The 22481-nt window shown below is 63.1% G+C and carries 16 protein-coding genes; 6 read left to right on the top strand and 10 right to left on the bottom strand.

From position 1 onward, the window contains the following. Position 1: 1 nt before the first annotated feature. The 10 genes from AAC014_RS15050 to AAC014_RS15005 all read right to left on the bottom strand — a co-directional run bounded on the left by AAC014_RS15050 (position 2) and on the right by AAC014_RS15005 (position 16349). Complete coding sequence (locus tag AAC014_RS15050) at positions 2 to 1150, bottom strand: thiolase family protein (RefSeq protein ID WP_339709997.1); 1149 nt, start codon at positions 1148 to 1150, stop codon at positions 2 to 4. Between the two features lie 73 nt (positions 1151 to 1223). Beyond that, positions 1224 to 3302: a 3-hydroxyacyl-CoA dehydrogenase NAD-binding domain-containing protein gene (locus AAC014_RS15045; RefSeq protein ID WP_339709996.1), complete on the bottom strand. Its 2079-nt coding sequence runs from the start codon at positions 3300 to 3302 to the stop codon at positions 1224 to 1226. Next, positions 3289 to 5373 (bottom strand): PQQ-dependent dehydrogenase, methanol/ethanol family, encoded by a 2085-nt coding sequence (locus tag AAC014_RS15040; protein ID WP_339709995.1) that lies wholly within the window; start codon positions 5371 to 5373, stop codon positions 3289 to 3291. The genes AAC014_RS15045 and AAC014_RS15040 overlap by 14 nt, the downstream gene beginning before the upstream one ends. A 16-nt stretch (positions 5374 to 5389) precedes the next feature. Continuing rightward, complete coding sequence (locus tag AAC014_RS15035) at positions 5390 to 7501, bottom strand: PQQ-dependent dehydrogenase, methanol/ethanol family (protein ID WP_339709994.1); 2112 nt, start codon at positions 7499 to 7501, stop codon at positions 5390 to 5392. A 74-nt stretch (positions 7502 to 7575) separates the two neighbouring features. Beyond that, positions 7576 to 10023, bottom strand: coding sequence for a TonB-dependent receptor (locus AAC014_RS15030; RefSeq protein ID WP_339709993.1), 2448 nt, complete (start codon positions 10021 to 10023; stop codon positions 7576 to 7578). Between the two features lie 329 nt (positions 10024 to 10352). Continuing rightward, positions 10353 to 11888: an AMP-binding protein gene (locus AAC014_RS15025; protein WP_339709992.1), complete on the bottom strand. Its 1536-nt coding sequence runs from the start codon at positions 11886 to 11888 to the stop codon at positions 10353 to 10355. A gap of 30 nt (positions 11889 to 11918) precedes the next feature. Further along, positions 11919 to 13268 (bottom strand): MFS transporter, encoded by a 1350-nt coding sequence (locus AAC014_RS15020; RefSeq protein ID WP_339709991.1) that lies wholly within the window; start codon positions 13266 to 13268, stop codon positions 11919 to 11921. Between the two features lie 26 nt (positions 13269 to 13294). Further along, positions 13295 to 14521, bottom strand: coding sequence for an acyl-CoA dehydrogenase family protein (locus tag AAC014_RS15015; RefSeq protein WP_339709990.1), 1227 nt, complete (start codon positions 14519 to 14521; stop codon positions 13295 to 13297). A 29-nt stretch (positions 14522 to 14550) separates the two neighbouring features. Next, positions 14551 to 15291: an SDR family oxidoreductase gene (locus tag AAC014_RS15010; protein ID WP_339709989.1), complete on the bottom strand. Its 741-nt coding sequence runs from the start codon at positions 15289 to 15291 to the stop codon at positions 14551 to 14553. A 35-nt stretch (positions 15292 to 15326) separates the two neighbouring features. Continuing rightward, positions 15327 to 16349, bottom strand: coding sequence for a phosphotransferase family protein (locus AAC014_RS15005; protein WP_339709987.1), 1023 nt, complete (start codon positions 16347 to 16349; stop codon positions 15327 to 15329). 89 nt (positions 16350 to 16438) lie between these two features. On the opposite strand from AAC014_RS15005, the gene AAC014_RS15000 reads away from it, so the two are divergent. From AAC014_RS15000 to cofC, 6 genes are read left to right on the top strand one after another with little or no spacing between them, the layout of a single operon-like run. After that, a complete protein-coding gene (locus tag AAC014_RS15000) occupies positions 16439 to 17137 on the top strand; it encodes a helix-turn-helix domain-containing protein (RefSeq protein WP_339709984.1) in 699 nt (232 codons plus the stop codon). Between the two features lies 1 nt (position 17138). Beyond that, a complete protein-coding gene (gene cofH / locus AAC014_RS14995) occupies positions 17139 to 19526 on the top strand; it encodes a 5-amino-6-(D-ribitylamino)uracil--L-tyrosine 4-hydroxyphenyl transferase CofH (protein WP_339709982.1) in 2388 nt (795 codons plus the stop codon). Continuing rightward, positions 19516 to 20181: an NADPH-dependent F420 reductase gene (gene npdG, locus AAC014_RS14990; protein ID WP_339709979.1), complete on the top strand. Its 666-nt coding sequence runs from the start codon at positions 19516 to 19518 to the stop codon at positions 20179 to 20181. The genes cofH and npdG overlap by 11 nt, the downstream gene beginning before the upstream one ends. A 13-nt stretch (positions 20182 to 20194) precedes the next feature. Continuing rightward, entirely contained in the window at positions 20195 to 20950 is a 756-nt protein-coding gene (gene cofE, locus AAC014_RS14985; RefSeq protein ID WP_339709976.1) for a coenzyme F420-0:L-glutamate ligase, read from the top strand. Then, positions 20947 to 21876 (top strand): 2-phospho-L-lactate transferase, encoded by a 930-nt coding sequence (cofD, locus tag AAC014_RS14980; protein ID WP_339709974.1) that lies wholly within the window; start codon positions 20947 to 20949, stop codon positions 21874 to 21876. The genes cofE and cofD overlap by 4 nt, the downstream gene beginning before the upstream one ends. Before the next feature lie 4 nt (positions 21877 to 21880). Continuing rightward, positions 21881 to 22465 carry a 2-phospho-L-lactate guanylyltransferase gene (cofC, locus tag AAC014_RS14975; RefSeq protein WP_339709971.1) on the top strand — a complete coding sequence of 195 codons (585 nt, stop codon included), beginning with the start codon at positions 21881 to 21883 and terminating at the stop codon, positions 22463 to 22465. The last annotated feature ends 16 nt before the right edge of the window (positions 22466 to 22481 follow it).

Below are 22481 nucleotides of genomic sequence, written 5' to 3'. Positions count from 1 at the left end.
ATCATTGGTCCCGCGTAAGGATGGTCGTGGCGTGCGTGTTGCCGCCGAGCCCGGCGACTGCGCAGACGGATGCGTCCGCGACCTGCGCTTCGCCGCGCACGCGGCGAAGCTGCCGCACGCCTTCGATGAGGAGGTTGATGCCCGGCACATAGCCGCCCGACATATGCCCGCCGCTGGTGTTGACCGGCATCTTCCCGCCCGGCGCGGCGTGGCCAGCATGATAGAAGCGTGCGCCCTCGCCCTTTTCGCAGAAACCGAGCATTTCGGTTTGCAGGATCGCGGAGATGCTGAAGCAGTCATAAACCTGCGCGACATTCACGTCCGCTGCCGTGATGCCCGCCGCAGCATACGCCGCTTCGGCCGAGCGGCGCCCCGGCAGGTCGAGGAGATCATGCCGCTGCGTCAGCACGGTTGACATCGGTTCGGGGTTCGACGCGATGCCGATGCCTGCGACCACTGCGGGTGGCTTCGCGAGGTCACGTGCACGTTCCAGCGTTGTCACCAGATAGGCGCCGGCGCCGTCGGTCATCAGGCAGCAATCGGCAACGCGCATCGGTCGCGCTACCATCGGGCTCTTGCGGTAGCCTTCCATGTCCATCGGTTCGCGCTTCTGCGCGTCCGGGTTCAGTACGGCCCATTTGCGATAGGTTAGCGCCACCGAGGCCAGCTCTTCCTCGGAAAGCCCGAATTCATGCGCGTAGCGGTTGGCAAGGACGGCGAAATAGGCGGGCTGGCCGAAGTAGCCCACCGGCATTTCGAGGTCGACCTTCAGCGGCTCGGCAAGGTGCGTGGTGCGCGGGCCGCCGGGTTTCGAGCATTTGATGGCGTAATAGACAAGCACATGCTTCGCGAGGCCGGACTGTACGGCAAGCTGTGCGAGCTGGAGTCCGCTGCCCACCGTCGCGGTGCCCGCGACGACGGACGTGGCGGCGCTGAAACCCCGATCGGCGACGCCGAGCGCGAAAGCCAGTTCATCAACGTGATCGACGCTTCCGCACGACACGAAGCCGTCGATGTCAGCGATGCCGAGGCCGGCATCGGCGACCGCCTTGCGCGCGGCTTCTACGGTCATGTCCAGCGTCGTGCGCGGCGTCGCCCGCACGAACGCCGTTTCACCTATGCCCGCGATTGCCGCTTTGGCGCCTGCCATATCGAACCCTTACCCAAATTTGCACCAAGGTATATATTTTTCCGGTAAGCCGATCCAGTGCAAAAGAGACGTATCACACGTCCTTGAACGTCTTGCCCTCCGCCGCAAGCCTCTCGATGAGCGGTGACGGCGCAAAATCATCGCCATGCGCGGCGCGCAGCGCATTCAGCTTTTCCAGAACCGTGGCAGGACCTTCGAGGTCGGCCCAGAACATCGGCCCGCCGCGGTAGCGCGGCCAGCCGTAGCCGGTGATCCAGACGACATCGACATCTGAAGACCGCGCGGCAATGCCTTCATCAAGGATACGCGCGCCTTCGTTCACCATCGCGTAGAGGATGCGGTCGTGAATCTCGTCGTCGCCGATCGTGCGGCGCTGAATGCCCTGACGCGCCGCGAAATCCTCGATCACCTTTGCCGCCACCGGCGACGGCGTCTGTTTGCGGTTCTCGTCATAGTCGTAATAGCCGGCCTTCGTCTTCTGACCGTGCCGCCCCATCTCGTTCAGGATTTCGCGTACCGTCGAGGAGCTTGTCCTGGCCCGGTCCCAGCCCACGTCGAGCCCCACGAGGTCGCGCATCTGAAAGTGCCCCATCGGGAAACCGAAATCGTAGAGAACGCGATCGACGTCCTGCGGCGTCGCACCTTCGAGGATCAGCTTGTCCGATTGCGTATTGCGCGCCGCGAGAATGCGGTTGCCGACGAAGCCGAAGCCGTTGCCCACCGTCACGCCGATCTTGCCGATTGTCTTCGAGAGCTTGACCGCCGTCGCCACCACCTCAGGCCTCGTATCCTTCGTGCGGACGATCTCCAGCAATTTCATGACGTTGGCTGGTGAGAAGAAGTGCAGGCCGAGCACACTTTCCGGACGCTTCGTGGCCGCCGCGATCTGATCCACATCGAGATAGCTGGTATTCGTTGCGAGGATGGCACCCGGCTTCGCGATGGCGTCGAGCCGCGCGAACACGTCCCGCTTTACGTCGATCTGCTCGAACACCGCCTCGATGGCGAGGTCGCAGTCGGAAAGATCACCGAGGTCGATCGAACCGGTGAGCAGCCCCATGCGCTTTTCGACGTCTTCGGCCTTCAGACGCCCCTTTTTCACGGTCGCGTCGTAGTTGCCCCGAATGATGCCGAGGCCGCGATCGAGGCCCGCCTGCGCCGTCTCCACGATGGTGACAGGAATGCCAACGTTCAGGAAGTTCATGGCGATGCCGCCGCCCATCGTGCCCGCGCCGATGACGCCGACCCTGGCGATCGGCAGCGTCGGCATATCGGCAGGAATGTCGTCCACTTTCGCCGCCTGGCGTTCCGCGAAGAACACGTGCCGCTGCGCGGCGGATTGGCTGTCCTTCATCAGTTCGTCGAAGAGCGCGCGTTCGCGGACCAAGGCATCCTCGAACGGCAGGTCGCTCACCGCCGTCTCGATGCAGCGGATATTGTACTCGGGCGCAAGGAAACCGCGGAACTGGCGGGCGTTCGCCTTGCGGAAATCGTCAAAGATGCCAGGGTTGGCGCGCGCTTCCTCCAGCTTTTCGGCGCGGTCGCGCACTTTCAGCAGCGGCAGGCCTTCATCGAGAACCCTGTTCGCGAAGTCGATGGCGGCTGCGCGCAGCCCGCCCTCCTCCGCCAGCGCATCGAGAAGACCCATCGCGTGCGCCTCCTTCGCGGAGATCGGGTTGCCGCTCGTCACCATCTCGAGCGCCTTCCGCACGCCCACCACGCGCGGCAGGCGCTGCGTGCCGCCCGCACCCGGCAACAGACCGAGCTTCACTTCGGGAAGGCCGCACTTCGCCGACGGAACGGCGATGCGGTAGTGCGCGACGAGCGCAAGCTCCAGCCCGCCGCCGAGCGCCGTGCCGTGGATCGCGGCAACAATCGGCTTGGTCGCGTTCTCGACGATCTTCTGGAGCCCCCGCAGCGACGGCTCCACCTGCGGCTTGCCGAACTCCGTGATGTCCGCGCCTGCAAAGAAGGTGCGCCCCTCGCAGATCAGGACGACTGCCCCTACCGCATCGTCTGTGATCGCCTTCTCAACCGCATCGGCAATCCCCTGCCGCACGGCGTTCGACAGTGCGTTTACGGGCGGAGAATCAACGGTAACGACCGCGATCCGGCCATCCGCTTCGTAGGTAGTGACGTCATTGACCTTCATTGTGACCTCTGCTGACCGATGCGCGCGGATCGGCGGCTTGCATCTCGCGCGCTCGTTTACGGATAAAGTGCTGGAGGCCGACGATCTCCTCGTCGGACAGCTCCTCGAAGCGCGGCATCCCGCGCTCGATCAGAATGCCCTCGCGCAATACCGTCTTCATGGCCTCGAAATTCAAAGGCATGGCCGAGCGTAGCAGATCAGGCGACGCACCGCCGGAAAGCGCCGTCGGGCCATGGCAGATCGAGCAGCGCTGCGCATACACCGTCTCGCCGAGCGAAGCGCGCGACGGCAGCACCTTGAACGCCGGATCCTCGGCGATCGGGATATCGACTCGCTCGGCAGGTGGCAGCTTCGCGGTGCCGCCCAGCGCAAACGTCAGCACACGCCACTGCTGCGTATAATAGTTCCATTCGCGCTCAAGCCCTGCCGCGCCCTGGAAACGCGACCCCGCGATCACCGTGATGTACTGCTTCCCGCCCGCGAGATACGTGATCGGCTGCGCCATCACCGCCGTCTGTGCATCGAACGACCAAAGCACCTTCCCCGTATCCGCCGCCATGACAGTAAATTCGCCCGCCGCGCGGCCTTGCAGCAGCAGGTTACCCGCTGTCGTCGCCGTACCGCCGCCGCCGCGCATTCCCGGATAAGGCCGGCGCCAGACCTCTCGCTGCCGCGCCGGATCCCACGCCAGCAGCGCGCTCGATGCCGGCCGGGGCTTCAGATCGGCGGGCGGCGTGCCCGTACCGACGCTGAGACGCTGGCCGTCGAGATGTTTCCATTCCGCCAGAGGCCCGCTCGGGTCGGTATACGCCCGCCCCTGATCGAGAACCGGAATGTAGACGAGGCCCGTTCCCGGATTGAACGACATCGCCTCCACATTGTGCGCACCGTAGGGCGATGGATAGACAATCGTGGCCTTGCCCGCTGGATAGCGCGCCTCCGGGCGTTCGACAGGGCGCCCGGTCTCAACGTCGATGCGGTCCGCCCAGTTTACGGGCACGATCTTCTCGGCAGAGATCAATTTCCCGGTCTCGCGGTCGAGCACGTAGAAGAAGCCGTTCTTCGGCGCGTGCAGCAGCACCTCGCGTTTCTTGTCGTCGATATCAAGTTCGGCAAGTTCGATATCCATCGCCGAGTTGAAATCCCACGTTTCGCCCGGGTTCGTCTGGTAGTGCCAGACGTATTCGCCGGTATCGGCATCGAGCGCGATGATCGAACAGAGGAACAAATTGTCGCCGCCTTCAGGGCTGCGGATCTTCTGGTTCCACGGCGCGCCGTTGCCGACGCCGATATAGATGCGGTTGTATTTGGGATCGTAGGCCATGGCGTTCCACGCTGTGCCGCCGCCGCCGTATTTCCACCATTCGCCCGTCCACGTCTTCGCGGCCATTTCCATGGCCTTGTTCTCGAAACCGTCTGCGGGGTTGCCGGGAACGGTGTGGAAGCGCCACACCTGCTTGCCGGTCTTCTGGTCATAAGCCGTCACATAACCGCGCACGGGCCCGAAATCCGCTCCGCCATGCCCAATCGCCACCTTGTCACCGAACACCCAGGGCGCACCCGTGATGTAGCGGCTGTCGTCGGGTTCGATCGTCATCGCGCTCCAGCGCGGCTTGCCGGTCTTCGCATCGATGGCGATCAACCGCCCATCGATGGTGCCGGTGAAGATGAGGCCATTCGCATAGGCGATGCCGCGGCTTCCCCATGCGGCGCGCAGCTTGTGGCCCGCCGCTTTCGGCGCTTCGGGATCATATCGCCACAATTCCTTGCCGGTCGCGGCGTCCATGGCGTGAACAACGCTGTAGCCCGCCGCGAAATAGAGCACGCCATCGACCGCCACCGGCGCGGACAGGCTGCTCGGCCCCACGTCGATGTCGTGATACCAGGCAAGGCCCAGTTTCGCGGCATTTCCCGTATCGATTTCTTTCAGCGGACTGTAGTGCGCTTCATCGACAGGCCCGCCGTAGCCGGGCCAATCCGCACCGTCGACAACGGACGGGCTGTCGCCAAGACATCCGCTGAGAAGGGCACAGGCAAGAATAGCAAGGACCTGCCCCGACCACTTGCGCATCAGCAGGACATGCCGCTCATTTCGGTGATGCCTGCGGAGCAGACTCCATCGATGCCAGCGCTTCGCGCGCGCGTTGGCGGATGTAATGCTGAAGCCCCTCGATCTCGCCATCGGTCAACTGCTCGAAACGCGGCATGCCATTCTGCATCAGTTCGCCATCCCGCACCACGGCGGCCAGCGATTCGAATGCCATCGGGGCCCCTGCCTTGCGCAGGTCCGGCGCCGCGCCGCCCGCGATCATGCCAACGCCGTGGCAGACGATGCAGGCCGTGTTGTAGAGGGCACTGCCGATCTTCGCCTTTTCGGCATCCACCACGAAACTTTCATCATCCGCGATGGGCATTTCGACCGGCTCATCGTCCGGCAGTACAGCCTTGCCATTCAGCGCGAACGTCAGCACGCGCCGCTTCTGCCCGTAATAGTCCCAGGTCGGTGCCGTGCCATAGCTCGATCGCCAACCGGTGATGACGGTCAGATACTGGCGTCCGTCCACCGTGTAGGTGATCGGGTTCGAAAGGATGCCGTTCTGCGCATTGAACGACCACAGCGGCTTGCCGCTGTTCGCCGCATAGGCGACGAGCTTGCCTTCCGCATTGCCCTGCACGACGAGGTTTCCCGCCGTCGTCAGTACGCCGCCGCTGAACGCGCCCTTCATGGGCACGCGCCAGGCTTCCTTCTGCCGCACGGGATCCCATGCCTGCAGGAAACTGATTGGCGGCGGCACGGTCATCCCCGGCGGCGCGGCGCCAAGGCCGGTGTTGATGTACATACCCGGCCGATGCCGCCATTTCGACAAATCGGCCGGCGCGTCCACATAGACGCGGCCGCCCTCATTCGCCGGAATGTAGGCAAGGCCCGTCTGCGGGCTGAACGCCATCGCCTGAACACCGTGCGCGCCGTTCGGGAACGGATAGATGATCACCGGCTTGCCGTCCGGATAGCGGGCATCCGGCGTTTCCACGGGCCGCCCCGTCTTCAGGTCGATCCGCTCGGCCCACGTGACCTTGGAGAATTTCTCGGCCGACACCAGCTTCCCGGTCTTGCGGTCGATCACATAGAAGAAGCCGTTCTTCGGCGCGTGAATGATGACTGGACGAACCTTGCCGCCGATCTTCAGATCGGCGAGCTGGATGTCCATCGTGTTGTTGTAGTCCCACGTCTCGCCGGGATTCGCCTGATAGTGCCAGACGTATTCGCCCGTATCGGCATCGAGCGCGACGATGGACGCGAGGAACAGGTTGTCGCCGCCCTGCGGACTGCGAATCTTCTGGTTCCACGGCGCGCCGTTGCCGACGCCGAGATAGATGCGGTTGAACTTCGGATCGAACGCCATGGCGTGCCAGACGGAACCACCACCGCCGTGCTTCCACCACTCGCCTGTCCAGGTCTTCGCAGCCATTTCCATGGCTTTGTTCTCAAAGCCGTCCGCGGGGTTGCCGGGAACGGTGTGGAAGCGCCACGCCTGTTTGCCCGTTTTCTGGTCGTACGCGGTCACATAGCCGCGCACGGGCCCATAATCCGAACCGCCGCTGCCGATCACCACCTTGCCGTTGAAGACCCAGGGAGGCCCGGTGATGTAGCTTTCGTCTTTTGGATCGAGAGTAAGTTCGCTCCAGAGCAGCGCGCCGGTCTTGGCATCAAGTGCAATCAGGCGCCCATCGAGCGTTCCCGTGAAGACCTTGCCGTCGTCGAAGGCGATGCCGCGTATACCCCAGCCTGCCCGCATCTTGTGACCGGCGTGCTTGTAGACCTCGGGATCGTATTTCCAAAGCAGTTCGCCGGTGCGCGCATCCATCGCATGAATGACGCTGTAACCTGTGGCGAAATACAGAACGCCGTCTACGGCGAGCGGCGCCGAGAAACTGTTGAACGTCGGCTCCAGATCGTGCGCCCAAACAAGCCCGAGCCGCTCGATATTGCCATCGTTGACTTCCTTCAGCGGGCTGAAGTGCGTCTCGCTATAGGTACGGCCAAACGCCTGCCAATTGGTACCGTCGGCCTCGTTGTAGGCGGGCGAGCGCACTGCACTGGTCGCGTCGGCCGCATTATCGGAAAAACTGAGCATCGTCAGCATAGCGACCGAGACCAGCAGAACAGGCAACCTGTCCGTTTTCGCGATGCCGCGCATCCACCTCTCCATCACAACGGAACCGATGCGGGACACACGGCAAGCCGTATGTCCCGCACCCCAACTCTTCCCGACTAGAACTTCATACCAAGCGTAACACCATATGTGCGCGGGTTGGTAACATGATAAATCCCGAAGAGGTTGCCGACGGGCAGGTGGTTCAGGATTTCGACCTGATTGGTGAGGTTCTTGCCCCAGAGTGTAACTTCGTAACGCTCATCATCCGGCGTCCACTTGATGCTGCCATCCACGAGCGTCATTGCCGGGCGGTAAGAGTATGGCACGTTCAGCAGCTGCACGAACACCGAGCTGCGATAGTTAACGCTACCGTTCACCGAGATCGTGCCCGAACCGGCCGTGAAGTCCTTGGTGAAACCGGCCGTCAGATCCCAGCGCGGCGCACGCATCGGTTTCAGGTTGGAGTAGTCGGTCGGCACCAGATAACGGTCCACGCCGCCCGATGTCACCGTCGTGATCGCGCCACAAACTGCACGGCCATTCGCCGGTGTCGTCGTCAGCTCGGCTCCATCAAGGTCCGCGCAGTACGAGGTGTAGGAAGCCTTGTTCCAGCCAATGTTGGTATAAATCGTCAACTGATCGACAGGACGCGCCGAGATCTCGGCTTCGATACCGTAACTCTTCATGTCGGCGAGATTCTGGTTGACCGTGGTCACGCCGTTTGGCGACGATGGGGTCGGCGTCACGAGGCTGCGCTGCAGACCATCGAACTTGCTGTAGAAAGCGTTGACGTTTAGCCGCAGCCGACGGTCGAACCAGTCGCTCTTGATACCGACTTCATAGTTGTCGACTTGCTCCTGTCCATACGGCGTCAGGAACGCCGTCCGGTCAGACGAGTTGGCGTTGAAGCCGCCCGACTTGAATGCGCGCTGCCAGAAACCGAACAGCATCACATCGTCGCTCGCCTTATAGTTCACGCCGACACGCGGCGAGAAGCTTTCCCAACTCTTCTGGGTCGGACCGAAGATGATTGCGGTGTTTGTCGGCCAGATATGATCACTGAAATCGATGTCGCGCGCGAGGCCGGTGGTGTTGATGGTCGCGTTTGTGCCGCGGAAGCCGTACTTCTTTTCATAGCTGTAGCGGCCGCCGAGGACGAGCGCGAGCTCCGGCGTGAAATTATACTCGACCTGAGCGTATGCCGCCCACGTCTTTCGCTTTCCGGTATTGTTCACATAGCCCGGATTTTGCGTGGTATCGGCGACAGAGAATTCTGAGACGAACGGCAGCGAGAAGTCCGTGAAGCTGAGCTGCGTCGTGTTGTAGTGATCCCAGAGATAGAACAGGCCCGCGACGACATTCACCGAATCCGAGAAATCGGAAGAAAACTGGAGTTCGCCCGAGAACGCCCGATAGGTTTCCCAGCGAGCAGTCGTATAGGCATTGATGTTGGTGCCGTCTGTATCGGCCCAAATCTCGGACGTCGCGTGATTATAGTTCACGAGTGCGCGAATAGTACCGAAGTCAGTGGTGTAAGCGGCATCCGTGGTGATATTCCACTGGTCGTTGTCGGTCGGCTTACCGCTGACGTTCGTACCGGCACGAAGCGGATTGGAACCGTCGGAGGCTATGCCGAGACGCTTGTCTCCGAACGGATTGAAGCCAGGGAAACCAAGACCAGCGAGCGTGCTGCCAGGCAGGACGATCTGACCGGCCGAATAGCCTTCGCTGCGTTCGCGCATGATTTCGCCGATGACGTTGATGTCCCAGTCTTCATTCGGCGTGAAGCGCAGGCTCGGACGCACATAAAGGCTGCGCTCGCGCCCGATGGATTTGCCTTCAAGCGTGGAATCGACAACGCCCGGCGCAACAATACCGTGGTTCTTCCAGAAGCCGTCGAAGTTGTGCGACCGCACGGCGAGACGCGCCGCGACCTTGCCTTCAACGATCGGCACGTTGCCGACAACATCGACGTCGACCTTGCCGTAATTCGCAATCGTCGCCATCGCAGAGCCGCTGGTTTCGTTCATGTCCGGCCGGTTGGTGCGCAGCGAGATAGCACCCGAAAAGGCGTTGCGACCATAAAGCGTGCCCTGCGGACCGCGCAGCACCTCAATGGATGACACATCGACCGTGCTGCTCAACGCATTGACGTTGCGTGCCTGGTAGATGCCGTTGATGTAAACCGCGACCTGCGGATCGGCGAAGCTCTCGATACCGCTGACGCCAACGCCACGGATCGACAGGGACGCGACGCCCGGAAATAGACCGACGTGCTCAATGACCGCGTTGGGAATCAGCGTGTTCAGCGCCTCGATCGTGGGAACGCCCGTGCGCGACAGCGTATCGGCGCTGACCGCGACGATCGACAGGGGAACATCCTGAAGATTCTGCGCGCGGCGCTGCGCCGTCACGACGATTTCTTCAAGGCCGCCGGCCGTGGCGCTTTCCTGATCAGGAGCCTGTGCTCCTTCCTGTGCCATGGTAGGCGCAGCCAAAAGCAGAGCGCTCGCACCGCAAAGTGCCGTCGACAGACCCAGATGCTTCAATCGAATCGTGTTCATATTTCCTCCCCCGAAAATGCGTTTGTTGCCGAACTCTTGTGGCTGACTAAGAATTCCATTGCGTACAGCGCTCACGACGCCGGGCGGCGGCTTGAGCCCAAAAGGCGTGACGGAGTGCTGCTGACACCCATGACGATCTTCCCTCTTGCCGCTCTTGCCGACGGCCCGTTGCGTACCCTTCAGGCACTCCACATTGCACGGAATACACGACTCCCTGCAATTTCTGCACTTAAATGCAGTTTTATTTTCATGTCAATTATTAATCCACTGTGCAAGTTTCAAATCATGCTTCGCGCGACATGCACGACACACTTTCCGGGCGCATCGCCTCAACCGCCGATCATGCGATCGGAAGGCCAGTATTGCTGCCGCAGCGCGCGCTTGTTGACCTTGCCCATCGCATTGCGACCGATGTCGTCCACGAAATCGTAGGAACGCGGGCACTTGTACCCGGCGAGCGTCTCGCGGCAGAAGCTGTTGAGATCCTGGGATGATGGCGGATTGGCGGGATCGGTCGGGATCACGAGCGCTTTCACCTCTTCACCCATTTCCGTGCTCGGCACGCCGATGACGGCCACGTCCGCGACGCCCGGATGACGCAGCAGCGCATGCTCCGCCTCGGCGGGATAGATGTTGACACCGCCGCTCACGATCATGTCCGACATGCGGTCGGTGATAAACAGGTAGCCCTCGGCATCAACGTAGCCCATTTCGCCGAGTGTGAAGACGCCGGGCGCGATGTGCGCCTCTGCCGTTTTCACCGGATCGCCGTGATAGACGATCCCGCGCCCGGTCGTGTCGCGGAAATAGACCCGCCCGACTTCGCCGCGCGGAAGCTCCTTACCATCTTCGCCGATGATGACGAGCTCAAAGGGCGGCAGCGCGCGCCCTACCGAACCCGGACGCTCCAGCCACTCGGGAGAGGTTATGAATGTCGTCGATCCTGCTTCAGTACCGCCATAGGCTTCCACGAGAACCGGACCGAACCAATCTATCATCGCCTTCTTCACCTCGCGGGGGCAAGCCGCGCCAGTATGCGCGAGGCGTTTCATGCTGGACACTTCGTAGCGCGCGCGCACCTCTTCGGGCAGCGACAGAAGCCGCTGAAAATGCGTTGGGACCATCACCGACCCCGCGACGCGGTAGCGAGCAATGAGCGCCAACACCTTTTCCGGGTCGAACGATTGCACCGTTATCAGCGACATGCCGGCGAACAGGTTGCGGACCATGCCAAGCGGGCCCGTGTGATAGAGCGGCCCCACGGCGATGCCCGGTGATGGCGTGACCTTCGGCCGCAGGATTTCAGCTAACGCCCGCACGGTGCCCGCCGCCGGGAAGTAGCTTGGCGGTGTTTCGGTGGCCTTCGGCTTGCCGGTGGTGCCAGAGGTGTAGTGCAGGTGCGGTAGCGGTTTTACGTCTGTGGGCGGCGTCTCGGCAGTGGCCGCGGCGAGCCAGTCCTCCCAGAGCACGAGCCCGTCTTGGGCTTCGCAGCGCCAACCGATAACCTGCGCCACGTCGGCCTCGCGCGCGGCCGCGAGCCCGACCTCGACCGTTTCCGGCCCGACGAAGAGCACGGACGCGCTCGAATCCTGAAGAATGTAAACAAGCTCCTGAACGGTGAGGTGAAAGTTCACCGGTACACTCGACACCCCCGCCTCCAAGCACGCAACATAAGCGAGCGCGGTCTCCGCACTGTTGGGCGCGAACACTGCTGCGCGGCGATACGTGTCAACAGCCACGTGAAGTGCATTTGCTGCACGGTTCAGGATTGGATCGAGATCGTTCCAGCTGTATTCAACCCGCTCGTCGGCCAGCGCCAACGCATCACGGTTTGCCGGATCGATTGCCTCTACTGTCACAGACATTATGCATCCCTTTCAAAGGCGGGCAAAAGCTCAACCACGGACGCTGTCCGCAGCGAGCGCTTCGCGCCGAATGATCGCCGGGCCGAGGTATCGAAGTGAAAGTCTCAGCGCTGCAAACGCAATGCCGGCCCCGGCGATAACGACGATCGCCAGCGAGTCGCCGAGCCGGTCCTCGCTCGCAAAAACGAAATCAGTCAGCCCGCCGACCACCGCGGGCCCGGCACCCATACCGAGCATCGTGAACACGAACATGAAGAAGGCGATTATCTGGCCGCGAACGGCGTTTGGCGCAAGCAGCGCGACCACCGACGACAAATAGACCATGAACGGCACGGTGATGAACTGCACAATGCCGTACAGCACCAGGAAAACCCAGGGGTTGGGCGCGAAGAACATGTAGAGGATTGCCGGCGTCAGCGCCAGGATCAGCCAACTGTAGAAGCGCAGATGCACATCCTTCATGCCGCGCGAGAACAATGTGTCGACGATCTTGCCGTTGACCACCAGCGACGCGGCCGCAAGCAGGTTCATCAGGCTGAGCGCCGGGCCATAGACAACGGGTTCCCATCCGTATTCACGCCCGATGAACGTGGGCACCCAAGCGGTCATCGAATAACCGCAGATTGCGAGGGCGGAGAACGCCGTGAGCATCAGGCCTACGAGCTGCCAGTTGGCACGCACGAAGTCCGTCGTCGCCGCAACAGAACGCGCCTGCGGATCCGCCCTCCCCAAATCGCGGCGCAGCGGTTCCCGGAAACTGAACAGCATAAACGCGAACAGGAACCCGGGCAGCCCGACGAGCATCATCACGATCTGCCAGGGCTCGGCTGGACCGTGGATCGGCAGATCAACACCCTTCAAACCCACCGCGAAGGCAATGGCGATACCGCCGAGACCGAACGCGGTCGCCGATCCGACCTTCCCCGCCATCTGAAACGTCGAGGTCGCGAGCGTCAATTTCTCGCGCGGGAAGCCGTCGGAGATCAGCGAGTAGGCCGATGGCAGCAATGCCGCTTCGCCGATCCCGACAACGATGCGGGCGAGCAGCAATGTTTCGAACGTACGTGCGAAGCCGCAGGCCACGGTTGCGAACGCCCATGTCAGGACACCGAAGAAGATCACCGTGCGGCGCGAAAACCGGTCCGCCGCCCAGCCGAGCGGAAGGCCGAAGATGGCATAAGATATCGCGAAGGCCGGACCGAGAATGATGCTCATCTGAAAATCGCTGAGCGCCATATCGGCCTTGATCGGCTCGACCAGCATCGAGATTACCAGCCGGTCGAGCCAAGCGAGGACATAGATCAGGAACAGCACGGCGACCATCCACCATGCGGCAGCGTCTCCCGGCTTTCGTGCGGATTTTTCCGTCACCACCGTCATGATCCGATCCTCCCCGCGGCCTCTCGTCAGCGCAAGGGAGCCGCGTTGTATTCCGCAATCTTGAGCTTGCCGAGCTGCGAGAGATGCACCTCATCCGGCCCATCTGCCATCCGCAGGTAGCGGCCCGAGACGAATATCTGCGCGATCGGCGTATCGCCCGAAAGGCCCATCGCGCCGTGCGCCTGGATTGCACGATCGGCAACGGTCTGCGCCATCTGCGGCGCAACGATCTTGATCGCGGCGATTAGATCCTTCGCCACCTTGTTGCCGTACCGATCCATCGCGTCCGCGGCCTTCAGGGTCAGCAAGCGGGCCTGCTCGATCTCGCAGAACGAGCGCGCGATATCCTGCCGGATACTCGACTGCTCCGAGAGCTTCCGCCCGAACGCGACGCGGTTTTCGACGCGGCGCGCCATGTATTCCACCGCGCGCTGCGCCTGCCCGATAAGGCGCATGCAGTGATGGATGCGTCCCGGTCCGAGGCGGCCTTGCGCGATCTCGAAGCCGCGGCCTTCGCCGAGGATCAGATTTTCTTTCGGTACGCGCACATTCTTGAACAGCATCTCGCAGTGGCCGCCCGGGGAATGCAGAGATTCAAGCACGGAAAGCGGACGCACGATTTCGATACCGGGCGTATCCGCCGGAATGATGATCTGCGAATGCTGGCGATGGCGCGGCCCATCGTTCGGCGTGCGGCCGAGCAGGATGTAAACCTTGCAGCGCGGATCCATCACACCCGAAATCCACCATTTGCGGCCATTGATGACATAGTCGTCACCGTCCGCGATGATCGTGGTGGCGATGTTGGTCGCGTCGGACGACGCCACTTCCGGCTCGGTCATCACGTAAGCCGAACGAATCTCGCCCGCGAGCAGCGGCTTCAGCCACTTTTCCTGTTGTTCCGGGGTGCCGTACTTGGCGAGCACCTCCATGTTGCCGGTATCGGGCGCGGCACAATTGAAGAATTCCGAGGCGCCGACCACGCCGCCCATCAGCTCGGCAAGGGGTGCGTATTCGAGGTTGGTGAGGCCGGGGCTCCATGCGCCATATTCGTGCGGCAGAAACAGATTCCAGAGCCCCTCGGCCTTTGCCTTCGCCTTGATGCCCTCGATCCCAGGCCAGGGCTTCCACAAGTTGGCGTGGTCGTGCTGGAAATCGATGCGTTCCTGTTCGATCGGATACACGTGGGCATCCATGAACGCCGTCACCCGCTCGCGCAGCGCCTTAACCTTGTCCGAATATTCGAAATCCATGATCCTGTCCCCTTGTCTCGCTTTGGTATTCAGAGCGTCATGCCACCGTCGACGACCAGTGTCTGGCCGCAGACGTAGGCGGCGAGCGGCGAGGCGAGGAACACGGCCACGCCCGCCATGTCTTCCACGCTGCCGAAGCGCCCCAGCGGAATTTTCGCGAGCGCCCGCTCGCGGCGATGTTCGTGATCCATCGTCACCTTGGTCATCTTGGTGTCGACGAGGCTGGGCGCGATGCCGTTCACGCGAATTCCCTCCGGCGCCCAGGCCTGTGCCAGTGCGCGGACCAGATTCACGGCCGCAGCCTTCGAGGCGGCATAAGCGGGATTGCCCATTGTGGCGCGGAATGAACCGATCGAACTGATGACGATCACATTGCCTCTCGCTGCAGCGAGTGCCCCTTGAAAGCGCTGCGAGATGTGCATCACGCTGCCCACGTTGACCGCCATCACCCTGTCCCACCCTTCCGGCTGGAACTCCTGCCGCTTGTAGAGCACCGTGCCTTGCGAATGGACGAGTACGTCAATGGTCTCGAATGGCACGGGCGCGGACAGAATCGATTCGACGCTACCGCAATCGACTTGCGTGTAGCCAAGCCCCTCGAGATTTGAGCCTTCTTCGCCCGCGTAATCGGTGGCGCTGGGGCGCGTGCCCCAGACGTGAACATTTGCTCCGCGCGCACGGAAAGCCTGCGCGATGCCATTACCGATCCCGCTGGAGCCGCCCACCACCAGCACGTTGTGGCCGGTAAAATCCGTGTCGTTCACGCTCATGTCGCTCCCTATCGTCATCTCTGAAATGCTGCCGCTCACTGCGTCCATCCGGCGGCACGCCCGAACAGCCAGACACTGCGTGCGTGAAGCCGGTCGCCGACATCGCGCGGCGCCTTCCCCGCACAGGCACGAGCGTGCGTGCCCTCCAGGAGGATACCGAGCTTGTAGCAGGCGAGAACGCGATACCAGTCGATCGCGGTAAGATCGCGGGATGAACGCGCGGCATAGTGCGCGACGAGTTCCTCAGCGGTCGGAAAGCCGATCCACGGCTTCACGCTCACCGCGCCCTCCTTGCCCGGCTCCGGCCATGTTGCCAGCACCCAGCCGAGGTCAATGAGCGGATCACCGATCGTGGCGAGTTCCCAATCGACGATGGCGGCGAGCTCCGGCCCATCGTTGCGGAACATCACGTTCGCCATGTGATAGTCGCCGTGGATGATACCGGGCTGAAACGTAGCGGGTCGATTCGCATCGAGCCAGCGCCCGATCCGTTCGACATCGCCGAGCGCGGCCGGGCCTTCCCATCCTGCGAACTCGCCGTAGCTTTCAAGTTGAGCGCGCCAGCGCGAGACCTGCCGTTCGAGGTAATTGTCCGGCTTGCCGAAGCCCGAAAGCCCAAGCGCGTGGTAATCCAACGCGCCGAGCTTCGCGATGCCCTCGACGAGCGAAAGTCCCATGCGGTGCTGGATCTCCGCCGAACCGGCGTGAAGTGCAGGCATACCGGCGACCGGATTGAAGCCCTCGATCGGCTCCATCAGGTAAAAGGCAGCACCGAGCACCGATTCGTCGCCGCAAGCGGCGATCAGGCGGGGGTGCGGCACGTCGGTTTCCGCAATCGCCGCCAGAAGCTGCGCCTCGCGGCGCATCGTTTCATTGGAATTGGCGCGCGGATGCTCAGGCGGGTGCCGCAAGACATAGTCGCGCCCACCCCTGCGGAATCGCAAAAGAATGTTCTGCGTACCCCCAGCGAGCGGGGTCACCCCCTCGATGGAATAAGAGCCAAGCCCTTGGGTTTCCATCCATTTCGAGAGCACCGCGATATCCGGCAATCGTCCCACGGAGACTCCGATGAAAAATTGATCCCGTTGTTTAATTCATTTGGATAATGCACTTGACGGAGAGGTGTTGCAATGAGAATTTGCGAGTCATGGTCAGACTTCAGATCTCCGGCGGCGAGGATCAGCCGCGCAACGTTTCCGCGTCGCACATCAAGGCCGTGGCACAGCGCCTGTTCGCGGAGCGGGGCGTGGACGGCGTCACGGTGCGCGAGATCGCCACCGCGGCCGGCCAGAAGAACCACGGCGCAGTCGGTTACTATTTCGGATCTAAGGAAGCATTGGTCCGGGAAATCATCGTGGACGGCGCAGCCGCGATCGATGCCCGCCGAAACACCATGCTCGACCGGCTGGAGCAAGGCGGCGGTCCGCACACGGTGCGTGAAGTTGTGAACGTACTGATCTTCCCGGCAGTTGCTGCGAACCCAGGCGAAGGCGATTACATCCGCTTTATCACCATGCTGGCGATGACGCATCGTGATCTCATGATGGATGTGCTCGGTGACCAACTCAACGTCGGCTATCGCCGCTGCCTCGACCATCTGCGACGTCTGATGCCGGATATGGCACCATCGATGAAGAACCAACGCTTCATCTTCGTGGGCAACTATCTGAACGCGGTGCTTTCGGCCCGCCAGCGCGCGCTTGCCGATGAAAGCCGCCGACACCCCACATGGGTTGCGGATGAGACGCTCGACCACTTCGCACGCAGTGTCGTAGCGATCATTGAAATGCCGCCAACAAGCACCGAGCCGGCCACCGCCGAAACCGCCACCGACCGGGTCTGCTGAGATGGCGGAAATCAGACCTGAATCGCTTCTGGCGATGCCGCTTTCCGAAATGCTTGCGCACGCCTCGGCGCTGCGCGACGAAGGCCACGGCCGCATCCAGAGTTGGTCGCCGAAGGTCTTCATTCCGCTGACGCAGCTGTGCCGTAACCTCTGTCACTACTGCACCTTCTCCCAGCCTCCGCGCCAAGGTGAGGTGTGCTACCTCACCCGCGAACAGGTGCTGGACATCGCGCGCGCCGGGAAGGCCGCCGGCTGCACCGAGGCGCTGTTCACGCTCGGCGACAAGCCCGAACTTCGCTTCAAGGCGGCGCGCGAGGAACTCGCCGCGCTCGGGCACGAGACCACCCTCTCCTATCTTGCCGAAGTCGCTGCCGCCGTGCGCGACGAAACGGGCTTGCTGCCGCACATCAACGCGGGCGTGATGACACGCGAAGAGATGGCGATGCTGCGGCCTGTTTCGGTGTCGCAGGGGCTGATGCTCGAATCGGTTTCCGATCGCCTTTGCGAAAAGGGCGGCGCACACTATCGCTCGCCCGACAAACAACCGAAGGTTCGCCTCGAAACCATCCGGATCGCGGGTGAACTCGGCATCCCCTTCACCACCGGCATCCTCATCGGCATAGGCGAGACGCGCGCCGAGCGGCTGGAAGCGCTGGTCGCGATCCGTGACATCCACGTCCGCTACGGGCACATTCAGGAGGTCATTGTCCAGAACTTCCGGGCCAAGCCGCGCACCGTGATGGCGGATGCACCCGAACCGGACATGGACGACCTGCTGTGGACCACCGCCGCCGCGCGCATCCTGCTCGGCCCGCAGATGAACATCCAGGTGCCGCCGAATCTGTCGGTGGGCGATTTCCCGCGCCTGATCGACGCGGGCATCAACGACTGGGGCGGCGTCTCGCCGATCACCCCCGATCACGTGAACCCCGAAGCGCCGTGGCCCGCCGTGCAACACCTGCGCACCGCGACGGCGGCCGCGAACCGCATCCTCGTCGCGCGCCTTCCCGTCTATCCCGCCTATGTCGCCGAGAACATGCGCTGGCAGGATGCAGCAATGCAGCGCCACGTGCTCGCCGCCGCCGACACCTCCGGCTTCGCGCGCGCCGACGGCTGGTCTCCCGGCCTCACCCTCCCCGACCGTCCGCCCGAAGCGCCTTATCTTGCCACGCTCAATCCGGGCATCGCGGCGACGGTGAGCCGCGCCCTCGCGGGAGAGCGGCCGCACGAAGCCGCCCTCGCCACACTTTTCGAGGCGCGCGACGTCGATCTCGAACATATCTGCGAAAGCGCGGACGAACTCCGGCGCGCGGTAAATGGTGACACGATCACCTACGTCGTCAACCGCAACATCAACTACACCAACATCTGCGCCTACAAGTGCGGCTTCTGCGCCTTCTCCAAGGGCAAGACGTCGGATACGCTGCGCGGCCAACCCTACGACCTCGACCTCGCAGAAGTCGCGCGGCGCACGGAAGAGGCGTGGGCGCGCGGCGGCACCGAGGTCTGTCTGCAGGGCGGCATCCATCCGCGCTACACGGGCGAGACCTATCTCACACTCGCGCGCACCGTCCGCGCCGCCGTGCCGGATATTCACCTGCACGCCTTCTCGCCGCTCGAAATCGCCCACGGCGTGGAAACGCTCGGCCTCTCCGTTGAGGACTTCCTCTACCGCCTGAAGGACGCCGGGCTCAGCACCCTCCCCGGTACCGCCGCCGAAATCCTCGATGACGAAGTGCGCAGCATCATCTGCCCCGACAAGCTGAACACGGCGGAATGGCTGCACGTCGTCGGCACCGCCCACAAAATCGGCTTCCGGACCACCGCAACGATCATGTTCGGCCATGTCGAAACCTACACGCACTGGGCGCGACACCTGCTTCACATCCGCGACCTGCAAGCCGAAACCGGCGGTTTCACCGAATTCGTGCCGCTACCGTTCGTGCACATGGAAGCGCCGATGGGCGTGCGCGGAGAGGCGCGGCGGGGGCCGACTTTCCGCGAGGTGCGGCTGATGCATGCCGTCGCCCGCCTCGCGCTCAATCCGCTGATTCCGAACATCCAGACGAGCTGGGTCAAGCTCGGCCCGGCGGGTGCCGCCGCCTGTCTCGCATCGGGTGCGAACGACCTCGGCGGCACACTGATGAACGAGAGCATTTCGCGCGCGGCAGGCACGCAGCACGGGCAGGAGATGCCGTCCGCCGCGATGGACGCGCTGATCCGTTCGATCGGGCGGACACCGCGCCAGCGCACGACGGTTTACGGCGCGGTGAGCGACACTGTACGCCGCAGGGGGCACGAAGCCGCCGACCTCACGCCGATCATTCTCACACCGCCGCAAAAGCGCGGAGACAAGACCTTGGGTAAGGAGTTCGAGTATGCACGGTGAAGAAAAGCCGACCATCGCGGTCCTCGGCGGCACGGGCAAGGAAGGCGGCGGGCTCGCGCTGCGCTGGGCGCATCGCGGCTATCCCGTCATCGTCGGTAGCCGCACGTCGGAGCGCGCCGCCGAAGCCGCCGCTGCGATGAACGAAACGCTCGGCGGCGCAGGGATTATCGGCGCGGCCAATGCGGACGCCGCCGCCAAGGCCGACATCGTCGTCCTTGCCGTGCCCTATGCCGCCCAGCAATCGACCGTACTGGAGGTGCGCGCGCATCTGGAGGGCAAGATCCTGATCGACGTCACCGTGCCCCTCGTGCCGCCGAAGGTGAGCCGCGTGCAGCTTCCCGAGGGAGGCTCAGCGGTGGAAGCCGTGCAGAAGCTTCTCGGCGAGGGCGTGAAGGTCGTCTCGGCGTTCCAGAACATCTCCGCGCATCACCTGACCAAGCTCGACGAGGAGATCGAATGCGACGTCCTCGTCTGCGCTGATGAGGCGGAAACCGCGGATACGGTCGTCGCACTCGCCGAAGCGATCGGCCTCAAGGCGTGGAACGCCGGGCCGCTCGCGAATTCCGTAGTGGCGGAGGGGCTAACTTCGGTGTTGATCGCACTCAACCGCAAGTACAAGGTGCCGGGATCGGGTATCCGCATCACAGGCATCTGACGGTAACGCAGCCATGACACGCTCCGGCGCAACGATAACCGTGTTCGCACCGGATGGCGTGCCGTGGATCGCCGCCGGCGACGACCTCGCAGCGATTGTCCTTGCCGCACACACACCGGAAGACGGCGACATCGTCGTGCTCGCGCAGAAGATCGTCTCGAAATCGGAAGGTCGTCTTGTCCCTCTCGATACGGTAACACCTTCCGCACGTGCCGCCGAACTCGCAGCTGAATGCGACAAGGATCCGCGCCTCGTCGAACTCGTGCTTTCGGAAACCGACGAGGTGATGCGCGTGCGAAAGGGTGTGCTCATCGTCCGCCATCGGCTCGGCCTCGTGCTGGCGAATGCCGGGATCGACCAGTCGAACATCGACCATGGCCGTCCCGCCGCTCTCCTGCTGCCCCGCAATCCCGATGCGAGTGCTGCGACGCTGCGCAGCGCCATCTGTGAACGATCGGGCGCAGACGTGGCCGTGCTCATCGTCGACAGCCTCGGCCGCGCCTGGAGAAACGGCACCACCGGCACCGCCATCGGCGCGGCGGGCCTTCCTGCGCTCCTCGACCTGCGCGGTACGCCCGACATCTATGGCCGCCGTCTCGAAACCAGCGAACTCGGCCTCGCCGACGAAATCGCCGCCGCCGCATCCCTCATCATGGGGCAAGCCGGTGAAGGCCGTCCGCTCGCCATCGTGCGCGGCGTCACCTATGCACGCCGCGATGGCAATGCCGCCGAACTCGTGCGCCCGCGCGCGCTGGACTTGTTCCCATGATCGTCGCGCTTGCGGGCGGCGTCGGCGGCGCGAAGCTCGCCGCCGGTCTTGCCACCGTGCTTCCGCCCGAAGAGCTTCTGATCGCCGTCAATGTCGGCGATGATTTCGAGCATCTTGGACTCACCGTTTGCCCGGACCTCGATACCGTCACCTACACGCTCGCGGGCATCGCGAACCGCACGCAGGGCTGGGGCCTTGAGGGCGAGACGTGGAACTTCATGGCGATGCTCCGCGATCTCGGCGGTGAGGACTGGTTCAATCTCGGCGACCGTGACATGGCGCTGCACGTGCTGCGCACGCAGCGCCTGAAAACGCAGACTCTGTCCACCGTTACTGCTGACATCGCAGCAAGCCTCGGCATCCGTCATCGCATTGCACCGGTTAGCGACGATCCCGTCCGCTCGATGGTGGAAACGGACGAGGGCGAACTGGCGTTTCAGGACTATTTCGTCCGCCGCCGCTGCGAGCCCCGGTTCCTTTCGATCCGATACGACCGAGCCGATGCTGCAACCCCGTCGCCGGCGCTTGCCGAAGCGTTTTCCAATCCTGCACTTGAGGCGATAATTATCTGCCCGTCGAACCCGTTCCTCAGCATCGGGCCGATCCTTGCCATTCCCGGTATCCGCCGCGCGCTGGAAAGCCGGCGCGTGCCTGTGGTCGCCGTTTCGCCCTTCATCGGCGGCAAGGCTGTGAAGGGGCCGGCGGCGAAGATCATGAACGAGCGCGGCTTCGAGGCCACGCCATCCGCCGTTGTCGACTACTACGCCGGCCTCCTGGACGGGCTCGTCATAGATCATGCCGATGCGGCACTGCCCTGCACCGGCCCTGCGATCCTTGCCGACGACACGTTGATGCGCGACGCCGCTGACCGCGAACGCCTCGCACGCATCACGCTGGATTTCGCCCGTTCTCTACGCGCACGATAGCGCCATGACCGTGTGGATCATCATTCCTGTGCGACCGTTCGACGAGGGCAAGAGTCGCCTCGCCGATGTGCTGCCTCCAGTGGAGCGCGAGGCCTTCAACAAGCGAATGTTCACGCATGTGCTTCGGGTTGCCACCAAGGTCGTGGCACCTGAATACATCATTGTTGTCAGTCGTTCTCCTGAGGCCCGCGATATGGCCAGGTCGGCGGGTGTAGGGTTCGTGGAAGAGCAGGAAGACTCGCTCAACGCCGCACTCACACAGGCCTCGGATTACGCCCAAAAACGCGGCGCATCTTCGGTGCTGTCGCTCAGCACCGACCTGCCGTCGTTGGAGGCAGATGATATCCGCGCCCTGCTTGATGCCGCAAAAGATGGTTCAATCTGCGTGATCGCGCCCGATCATGCGGGCCTCGGAACGAACGCGCTGCTTCTCTCGCCACCCTCGGCCATCCCTTATCTTTACGGCGATGACAGTGCCTCCGCGCATCGCCGCGCCGCGGAGATGGCAGGTCTTCGCGTCGCATTCGTGCGCCGCCCGGGCCTCGCACACGACATCGACACGGAGCAGGATTATCGCGCTTTTGCTTGACCCTCCTAAAAACATG

The sequence above is a fragment of the uncultured Sphingosinicella sp. genome (assembly GCF_963974575.1).
In the GTDB taxonomy this organism is placed as follows: Bacteria; Pseudomonadota; Alphaproteobacteria; order Sphingomonadales; family Sphingomonadaceae; genus Sphingosinicella.
This window is presented reverse-complemented; position numbering and strand designations above follow the sequence as displayed.